Origin of the sequence: Streptomyces sp. NPDC002669, assembly GCF_042889165.1 — a bacterium.
GTDB lineage: Bacteria > Actinomycetota > Actinomycetes > Streptomycetales > Streptomycetaceae > Streptomyces.
In genome coordinates this window covers 1-5,915 of the sequence record NZ_JBIAQQ010000064.1, presented here as the reverse complement: position 1 = coordinate 5,915, position 5,915 = coordinate 1, and the positions used below count along the sequence as shown (strand labels likewise).

Sequence of the window (5,915 nt, the reverse complement as noted above, 5' to 3'; positions counted from 1 at the left end):
GGGGCGGAACGCTCATGCGGACTTCGCCTTCCGAGAAGTGCGATAAGTGAGGGAGCGTTCCTGCGGGGGACTGCCATGAGGCGGATGGCTGAAAAGGGTCCGGTCGTCCAGTGTTCACGGCGCGGTGGGCAGGCGCCGGAAGCGGACCGGAAGGGGTAAATCGCCGGTGACGTGGGAGTGTCACCGGGGTTGGCAGGGAACCTACGACTGGTTGCGCCGTTTGGTCAAGAGCTGAATCCGTCGGAATGCGGCCTGTCGTTGTCGGATATGACCTGTCCCGGTTCCTCGACCCAGCCGAGCGAGACGCTGATCCGGCGGGCCGCGTCCCGCACCTGGCCGCCCAGTTCCTGGTAGCGCCAGGCCGGCAGGCCGAGCTTGAGACCGGTGATCGAGACGGCCCCGGCGCACACCGAACGGTCGTCGAAGACCGGTGCGCCGATGCAGATGATCCCCTCGGCGTCCTCCTCGTCGTCCAGGGCGTAGCCGACCCGGGCGATGTCGCGCAGGTGCGAGAGGAAGGTCGCCGGGTCGGTGATCGTGCGGGAGGTGCGCCGGGGCAGCCCGAACCGCTCGACGACCGCGGCCGCCTCGCTCTGCGGCACGGCCGACAGCAGCGCCTTGCCCAGGCCGGTGCAGTGCGGCAGCTCGCGCTGGCCCATCCGCAGGTCGAGCCGGACGCGCTGGTCCAGCTCGACCTGGTCGACCACGACCGCATGGCCGTCCTCGGGGACGGCGAGCCGGGAGGCCATGCCGGTGGTGCGGGTCAGCTCGGTCAGCACGGGGTGGGCCACCCCGCGCAGCGAGACCTGGGAGCGGGCCCGGTCGCCGAGCCTGGCCAGGCTCATGCCGAGCCGGTAGCGGCGGTTCATGCCCTCGCCGTCGTCCGAGACGAGGCCGTAGGCGCGCAGGGTCTGGAGCATGCCGAAGGCGGCGCTCTTGGAGATGGAGCAGGCCTGGCCGACCTCCGTGACGCTCAGGCCGTTCCCCTGGGAGGGGGCGGCGAGCGCTTCAAGGATGTCCGCTGCCCTGGCCACGCTCTTGACCCAGTACTTCGGTTCTTCTGGGGCAGCACTGTTCGTCATAGCAGAACAGCCTAGTGCCTCCCGGGTGGGCGTACGGCGGTTTGCTCGTGAAGAAAGCGCGGAAAAGGCCCTTCCGGTGCGCACGGAGGGGTTGACCGTCCCTGGAGCCGCACGTAATATCCAGGCACTGTTCTGCTCTACAGAACAGCGTTCGAAAAAACGAAACGCACCACCCCGAACACCACGGATCACCCTCTTCCTGCGGCGACTGCCGGGCGGATGGCGCCAGGGACTCACGGGCCGGGCAGGGCCTGCGAAAACCGACGACTCTCGACGCAAGGAGCAAGCGATATGAGTTCAGGCCCGGTAGGCAACGGATCCGGAGCCCGACTCGCCGAACGCGCCCGACTGGTCGTGCCCGGCGGAGTGAACAGCGGTCAGCGCAGCGTTCCCGGCCTGACCGACCTGGTCGTCACCGGGACCGACGGCGCGCGGTTCCGTACCGCCGACGGACGCGAGTACACCGACTTCCACTCGGCCTTCGGCCCGCCGCTGCTCGGACACAACGACCCCGATGTGGCCCGCGCCACCGCCGAGGCCGGTGCCACCCTCGGCCACATGGGCGTCGGCGTCACCGAGGGCGAGATCCTCCTCGCCGAACAGCTCGCCGAGCTGATCCCCTCGATCGAGAAGGTGCTGCTCACCAGCACCGGCAGCGAGGCCACGTTCCACGCGCTGCGCGTCTCGCGCGCCGCCACCGGCCGCCGCCTGGTCGTCAAGTTCCAGGGCTGCTACCACGGCTGGCACGACGCGGTCAGCCTCAACGTCATCTCCGCGCCCGAGAAGGTCGGCGGCCACGACCCGATCTCGACCGGCATCCTGCCCGAGGTCCTCGAAGCCACCCTCGTCCTGCCGTTCAACGACAGCGAGGCCGTCCGCCGCGCCTTCGCCGAGCACGGCTCCGACATCGCCGCCGTCATCGTCGAACCCGTCCCGCACAACGTCGGAGCGCTCCTGCCGTACCAGGAGTTCCTCACCACGCTGCGCGAGGAGACCACCAGGGCCGGCAGCGTCCTGATCTTCGACGAGGTCATCACCGGCTTCCGGCACGACATCGGCGGCTGGCAGAAGATCTCCGGCGTCACCCCCGACCTCACCACCCTCGGCAAGGCCATCGCCAACGGCGCCCCCGTCGGCGCGATCGGCGGCCGCGCCGACCTGATGGACCTCTTCTCCACCCGCCCCGGCGCCCCCGCCTTCTTCGCCGGCACGTACAACGGCCACCCGTCCGTCGTCGCCGCGGCCCTCGCCACCCTGCGCAAGCTGCGCGAGGAACCCGTCCACGAGCACGTCTTCCGGCTCGGCGAGCGGGCCCGCACCGAACTGACCGCCCTGTACGGGCGCCTCGGCGTCCCCGCCGTCGTCACCGGCTACGGCTCCGTCTTCGTCAGCTACTTCATGCCGGGCGAGGCCCCCCGCACCTACGCGGACCTGCTGGACAACGACGCCTCGCTGTTCGTCGGCTACCGCCGCAAGCTCCTGGAACACGGCCTGTTCGAGCTGCCGCTCAACCTCAAGCGCAGCCACATCAGCTACGCCCACACCGACGCCGACGTGGACCGCCTGATCGAGGGCACCGAGGCCGCGGTCAAGGCCGTGCTCGCCGACGGCGGCGCCCGCGACCTGGAGAACACCTCCACCATGGGCGGGGCGACCCGCTGATGCTCACCGTCAACCGCACCCGCCCCGCCGGCCCCGCGGGCCGGATCACCCGCGTCGAGACCCTGATGCTCGGCACCTCCTGGCGCGACTTCGGCTACGTCCGGGTCCACACCGACGAGGGCCTGTCCGGCATCGGCGAGATCACCCACCCCTACCGGGTCGGCGAGGTCTGCGACCTGACCGAGGCGATCGCGCGGCGCCACCTCATCGGCGCCGACCCCTTCGACATCGAGGAACTCTGGCTCCGCGTCTACCAGGGCGACTTCCTGCGCGGCGGCGACATGGGCGGCATCGCCCTGTCCGGCCTCGACCAGGCGATGTACGACCTGATGGGCAAGGCGCTCGGCGTCCCCGCCTACCGGCTGACCGGCGGCGCCTGCCGGGACGACGTACGCGTGTACGCCAACGGCTGGTACACCGGCGAACGCGAGCCGGAGACCTTCGCCGCCAAGGCCCGCGAGACCGTCGCCAAGGGCTTCACCGCCCTCAAGTTCGACCCCTTCGGACCCGGCCTGCACGAGCTGGAGCGCGCCGAACTGCGCCGCTCCGTCGAGCTCGTGGCCGCCGTCCGCGAGGCCATCGGGCCGGACGTGGACCTCTTCATCGAGGGGCACGCCCGGTTCGCCATGCCGACCGCGGCCCGGCTGGTGCGCGAGCTGGAGCCGTTCGACATCGGCTGGTTCGAGGAACCGATGCCCTGGACCCACATCGAGCGCTACGCGGAACTGCGCCGGCGCGCCGCGTTCCCGATCTCCGGCGGCGAGCACTTCCACAACCGCTACGAGTACAAGCAGCTCTTCGCCACGAACGCGGTCGACATCATCCAGCCCGACCTCTCCATGGCCGGCGGCTTCACCGAGGTCAGGAAGCTCGCCGCGATCGCCGACACCCACGGCATGCTGGTGGCCCCGCACAACTCCAACTCGCCGCTCTGCACCACCGTCTCGGTGCACGCGACGCTCGGCATCCCCAACTTCAAGATCCTGGAGACCTTCGACGGCCTCCTGGAGGACTACGTCTTCGACGCCCTCAAGGGCACCCTGCCGATCACCGACGGTCGCATCGGTCTGCCGACCGCCCCCGGCCTCGGCGTCGAACTCGTCGACGAGGTCTTCGAGGAACACCCGCCCAGCCACCGCTTCTGGAACATGTTCGCGGACGGCTGGGAGAAGCGGAACCGGACATGATCGTCGACGTCCACTCCCACCTCTTCCGGCACAGCCACGACTTCACCGAACCGTTCGAGTCGGACTCCGCCCGCGCCCACGCGGGCGAGGTCGACCTCACGGTGAAGTGGGAGGAGTACGCCGCCACCGCCCCCGAGGGCACCCGCACGATCGTCGTCGGGGGCAAGGCGCGGCGCAGCGGCCTCTGGGTCGACGACACCGCCGTCGCCTCGTACGTCGCGGCGCACCCCGACCGGCTCATCGGCTACCTCTCGCTCGACCCCACCCAGCCCGGCTGGCAGGACGAACTCCGGTACGGCCACCAGGAACTGGGCCTGCGCGGCATCAAGCTGATGCCGATGTACGCGGGCTTCGACCCGGCCGCCGAGGAGTACGACGAGCTGTACGCGTACGCCGAACGACACGGCCTCCCGCTCCTGGTGCACACCGGCACGACCTTCGTGTCGAGCGCGCCGCTGGAGTGGGCGATGCCCCGTCACCTGGACGCGGTGGCCATCCGCCACCCCGAACTGCGGATGGTCCTCGCCCACCTCGGCCACCCCTTCGAGGGCGAGTGCATCGCGGTCATCCGCAAGCACCCGCACGTGTACGCGGACATCAGCGCCCTGCACTACCGGCCCTTCCAGCTCTGGCACAGCCTGCGGCTGGTCCAGGACTACGGGGTCTTCGACAAGCTGATGTTCGGCAGCGACTACCCGTTCACGACGGTCGACGACTCGGTGAAGGGGCTGCGGGAGATCGCCCGCGTCCCCGGCATCCCCGGACTGCCGCCGCTCGACGTGGACAAGGTGGAGGAGATCATCCACCGGCCGTCGCTGGAACTGCTGGGCCTGGACGGCTGATCCACCGCCCCCCCGAACCTGTCGGCACGGCGCCCGGGTCAATCCCCCTGCTCCCGGGCGCGGCCGACAGCCGGGCCGCCGCGCGATCCCAAGTGTCCCGGCGCGGCGGCCCGGACCTCTCCGGCGACCGGACCGGAACCCTCCCTCCCCGTACCTCTCCGCCTGGAGGAACCCCGCCATGACCGCAGCCCTCCCGCCGCGCGGAACCGAGCGCTTCGACCTGACCGGCCGCACCGCGATCGTGACCGGGGCCGCCCGGGGCCTAGGCCGAGCCTTCGCCACCGGCCTCGCGGAGGCGGGCGCCGACCTGGTCCTCGTCGACCTGCCCGGTGCCGAGGGCATCGACGCGACCGCGGCGGCCGTGGAGGCGCTCGGCCGGCGGTGCCGCACCTACGGGCAGGACCTCGCCGACATCGACGCGCTGCCGGGCTTCGTCGACACCGTGCGCGCCGAGGCCGGACCGCTGCACATCCTGGTCAACAACGCGGGCACGGCCGCACTGGAACGCTTCAACGAGATCACCCCGGCAAGCTGGTCGCACATCATGCGGGTCAACGTCGACGCCGTCTTCTTCCTCAGCCAGCGCGTCGCCGAGCACATGACGGCGGACTCCGTGCCGGGCCGCATCATCACCATCACCTCGAAGAACGCCCTGGTGGCCGAGGCCGGACTGGCCCACTACAACGCCTCCAAGGCAGCCGCCCAGCTCCTCACCGAGACCCTGGCGGTCGAACTCGCCCCGCACGGCATCACCGCCAACACCCTCGCCCCCGGCATGGTCGAGACCCCCATCGACGGCGAATTCCCCTTCGACCGGGAGGCATTCGAGTCCGCGTACCGCGAGCGCATCCCGCTCGGCCGGTACGCCCGGCCCGACGAATGCGTGGGCGCCCTGCTGCTGCTCGCCTCGGACGCCGGGGCGTACCTCACCGGGGCGCGCATCGTCGTCGACGGGGGAGTGCTGGCCGACCAGATGCCGCGCATGCGCTTCATGCCGCCGTACCGCAACACGATCTGACCGCGGCCGGCCGGCGGCCGGCCCCACAGAGCACGCACCGACCACACATCGACATACGCATCGACACACATCGACAACGCGAGGAGCGCCTCCGCCATGTCCGTCCATGCCTCGTCCCCGGATT

The 5,915-nt window shown here is 70.7% G+C and carries 5 protein-coding genes; 4 read left to right on the top strand and 1 reads right to left on the bottom strand.

Annotation, left to right across the window (positions count from 1 at the left end):
* Positions 1–224 precede the first annotated feature (224 nt).
* The gene (locus ACFYW1_RS38815) at positions 225–1,082 is read right to left on the bottom strand and encodes an IclR family transcriptional regulator (protein ID WP_389004523.1); all 858 of its coding nucleotides are present in this window, start codon (positions 1,080–1,082) and stop codon (positions 225–227) included.
* Positions 1,083–1,373: 291 nt separating this feature from the next.
* Here ACFYW1_RS38815 and ACFYW1_RS38810 point away from each other — a divergent pair, with 291 nt between their 5' ends.
* From ACFYW1_RS38810 to ACFYW1_RS38795, 4 genes are all read left to right on the top strand, one after another.
* The gene (locus tag ACFYW1_RS38810; protein ID WP_389004521.1) at positions 1,374–2,744 is read left to right on the top strand and encodes an aspartate aminotransferase family protein; all 1,371 of its coding nucleotides are present in this window, start codon (positions 1,374–1,376) and stop codon (positions 2,742–2,744) included.
* Positions 2,744–3,931: a mandelate racemase/muconate lactonizing enzyme family protein gene (locus ACFYW1_RS38805; RefSeq protein WP_389004519.1), complete on the top strand. Its 1,188-nt coding sequence runs from the start codon at positions 2,744–2,746 to the stop codon at positions 3,929–3,931. The genes ACFYW1_RS38810 and ACFYW1_RS38805 overlap by 1 nt, the downstream gene beginning before the upstream one ends.
* Positions 3,928–4,773, top strand: coding sequence for an amidohydrolase family protein (locus tag ACFYW1_RS38800; protein ID WP_148837571.1), 846 nt, complete (start codon positions 3,928–3,930; stop codon positions 4,771–4,773). Before ACFYW1_RS38805 ends, ACFYW1_RS38800 begins: the two co-directional genes overlap by 4 nt.
* 178 nt (positions 4,774–4,951) lie before the next feature.
* Complete coding sequence (locus ACFYW1_RS38795) at positions 4,952–5,791, top strand: SDR family NAD(P)-dependent oxidoreductase (RefSeq protein WP_389004516.1); 840 nt, start codon at positions 4,952–4,954, stop codon at positions 5,789–5,791.
* Positions 5,792–5,915 lie beyond the last annotated feature (124 nt).